The following is a 3,441-nucleotide window of genomic DNA, read 5'->3' as shown; positions in this document are numbered from 1 at the left end:
GTGTCAGCGACATTAATGCTGACTGACACGACGCCATCGCGAGCAAGCTCGGCTCCTACAGGTTTTGCGCGCACTTTTAGCGCGATGGCTGGCAGCGTGCACCAGTGCGAAGCGGTTTCCTGATCCATTCCCGCCTGCGACATCAACCGCTGACTTCGCCAGAAGCGTTGCCGACAAGGCTCAGCGCGCATGTTTCCAGTCTACGCGCTCGACTGGCACAAACACTGCATTCACCCCCTCAGTGCCATCTGAAAAAGATGGACCGCCCACTCGGTCAACGACGATCGATCAACCGCACAGGTCGTGGGCACTACCGGTGGATCAGGCATGGCCGTCTGGTTTCAACACCGCAAAAGAACAGGCAAAGACGCCTGGAACCGCAAGGTTTCAGGCGTTTTTTTTTGCTTTTTGAACCGTGATGGGCTTTGGGCAGGGTCGTTTATGAATTCCAATGTAGCCACATTGAACAAGCATCAGACGCTGATCGTGATCGGCAATGGCATGGTCGGGCATCATTGTGTCGAGCAGTTGATCGAGCGCGGCGCCCTTGACCGCTATCGGTTGCACGTTTTCAGCGAAGAGCCGATGCGCGCTTACGACCGTGTGCATTTGTCCGAGTATTTTTCCGGTCGCGATGCCGAGTCGCTGGCGCTGAGTGACGCGTCGCTGTACCAGACGCCGGGTGTCACGCTGCACCTGGGCGTGCCGGTGCTGGAAATCGATCGTGCCCGTCGTCAGGTGATCACCTCGCAAGGTTGCTTCACCTACGACAAACTGGTGCTGGCCACCGGCTCCTACCCGTTTGTGCCGCCGATCGAAGGCGCCGAAGGCGATTCGCGTCTGGTATACCGCACCCTCGAAGACCTTGATGCGATCCGTGCCGCAGCAGCCAATGCCAAGCGCGGCGTGGTAGTCGGCGGTGGACTGCTCGGCCTCGAAGCGGCCAATGCCCTGAAAAGCCTGGGCCTTGAAGCGCACGTAGTGGAATTCGCGCCGCGCCTGATGCCGGTGCAGCTGGATGACCTCGGTGGGCTGGCGCTCAAGGCGCAGATCGAACGGTTGGGCGTCGGTGTGCACTTGTCCCGCGCCACGCAATCGATCAGTGCCGGCGAAGAATTCCGCTATCGGATGAATTTCGCCAACGACGAATTCCTCGAAACCGATCTGATCGTGTTCTCCGCCGGTATCCGCGCGCAAGATGCGCTGGCCCGCCAATGCGCGCTGGAGATCGGCCCGCGCGGTGGCGTGGTGATCGACGACACCTGCCTGAGCTGCGACCCGAACATCTACGCCATCGGCGAATGCGCCTCGTGGAACGGCAGCCTGTTCGGCCTGGTCGCTCCGGGCTACCAAATGGCACGCAGTGTCGCAGCACGTTTGTGCGATGACGCCGCCGAGCCGTTCCAGGGCGCCGACATGTCGACCAAGCTCAAGCTGCTCGGTGTCGACGTCGGCTCCATCGGCGATGCCCACGCCAATACGCCGGGCGCGCGCAGCTATCAGTTCATCGACGAAACCACCGCCAGCTATCGGCGTCTGGTGGTCGACGCCAGCGGCAAGCACGTACTCGGCGCGGTGCTGATCGGCGACAACAGCTATTACGACACGCTGCTGCAATACATGCAGAACGCGATTGCCTTGCCGGCGGAACCTTCCGCGCTGATCCTGCCGTCGTCCGAAGGCGCGCCGACCCTCGGCCCTGGCGCCTTGCCCGAAACCGCCACGGTCTGCTCCTGCCACAACGTGACCAAGGGCGCGATCTGCTCGGCCATCGACGGCGGCTGCACCGACCTCGGCCTGCTCAAGTCACAGACCAAAGCCTGCACCGGTTGCGGCGGTTGCGCCGGGTTGCTCAAGCAGGTTTTCGAACATGAGTTGATCGCCCGCGGAGTCAGCGTCGACAAGAGCCTGTGCGAACACTTCGCCTACACCCGTCAGGAACTGTATGCGCTGGTGCGGGTAGAAGGGGTGATCACCTTCGAAGAACTGCTGGCCAAGCATGGCCGTGGCCACACCGGTTGCGATGTGTGCAAACCGGCGGTGGGCTCGATTTTGGCGTCGTGCTGGAACCAGCCGATCATGGACCCGTCGCTGGTGCCGTTGCAGGACACCAACGACACGTTCATGGCCAACATGCAGAAAAACGGCACTTATTCGGTGGTGCCGCGTATTCCCGGTGGCGAGATCACCGCCGACAAATTGATCGCCATCGGCGTGGTGGCGAAGAAGTACGACCTCTACACCAAAATCACCGGCGGCCAGCGCATCGACCTGTTCGGCGCGCAACTGCATGAGTTGCCCGACATCTGGGCCGAGCTGATCGAGGCCGGTTTCGAAACCGGGCATGCCTACGGCAAATCGACCCGCACGGTGAAGTCTTGCGTCGGCAGCACCTGGTGCCGTTATGGCGTGCAGGACAGCGTGCAAATGGCACTGACCATCGAAGACCGCTACAAAGGCCTGCGTTCGCCGCACAAGCTCAAGTTCGCGGTGTCCGGTTGCACCCGTGAATGCGCCGAAGCGCAAAGCAAAGACGTGGGCGTGATCGCCACCGAGAAGGGCTGGAACCTGTACATCGCCGGTAACGGCGGCATGCGTCCGCGCCACGCCGAGCTGTTCGCCACCGATCTGGATGACGCGACGCTGATCCGCTACATCGACCGTTTCCTGATGTTCTACATCCGCACCGCCGACAAATTGCAGCGCACCTCGGTGTGGCGCGAAAGCCTGGAAGGCGGCCTGGATTACCTCAAGGACGTGATTATCCACGACAGCCTCGGCCTGGGTGCCGAACTCGAATCGCAGATGCAACTGGTGGTCAACCGCTACGAATGCGAGTGGGCCAACGCCCTCAAGGACCCGGAAAAACTCAAGCGCTTCCGCACCTTCGTCAACGATAAACGCCCGGACCCGGACATCCACTTTGTCCAGGAACGCGGTCAGCGGCGACCGATCATGGCCGCCGAACTCAACCTTATCCCTGTCACCGAGGAGAGTGTCTGATGAATCAGTCCAATACCCAACGCGCTGCACCTTTGGAAAATATCGACGTCTGGCAATCGGTGTGCAGCCAGCAGGATCTGGTGAACGATTCCGGTGTGGTGGTGTGGCTGGACGGCGCGCAGGTGGCGCTGTTCTACCTGCCGAATGTTCAGGGCAAGACGCTTTACGCCATCGACAACCACGACCCGCAATCCGGGGCCAATGTCATCGGCCGTGGCCTGATCGGCAACATCAAGGGTGATTTGGTGGTGGCGTCGCCGATCTACAAACAGCACTTTCGGCTGGAGGACGGCAGTTGCCTGGAATACCCGCAACAGCGGTTACGGGTTTGGCCAGTGCGGTTGAATGAGGGCAGGGTGGAAGTCGGTACAGCCTGACGAAGGCCTATGTAGCAGCTGGCGCAGCCTGCGTTCGGCTGCGCAGCAGTCGTAAAACCTG

Annotated in this window: 2 protein-coding genes; both read left to right on the top strand. The window is 61.1% G+C overall.

Annotation, left to right across the window (positions count from 1 at the left end):
• The first annotated feature begins 441 nt into the window (after positions 1–441).
• Positions 442–3,003 carry a nitrite reductase large subunit NirB gene (gene nirB, locus ACW9JC_RS29420; protein WP_457459436.1) on the top strand — a complete coding sequence of 854 codons (2,562 nt, stop codon included), beginning with the start codon at positions 442–444 and terminating at the stop codon, positions 3,001–3,003.
• Positions 3,003–3,380 (top strand): nitrite reductase small subunit NirD, encoded by a 378-nt coding sequence (gene nirD / locus ACW9JC_RS29415; RefSeq protein ID WP_457459435.1) that lies wholly within the window; start codon positions 3,003–3,005, stop codon positions 3,378–3,380. The genes nirB and nirD overlap by 1 nt, the downstream gene beginning before the upstream one ends.
• Positions 3,381–3,441: the final 61 nt, after the last annotated feature.

The organism is Pseudomonas sp. SDO5591_S426, assembly GCF_054070755.1.
Note: the sequence above shows the minus strand (reverse complement) of the source record. Positions and strands in the feature narration are given on the sequence as shown.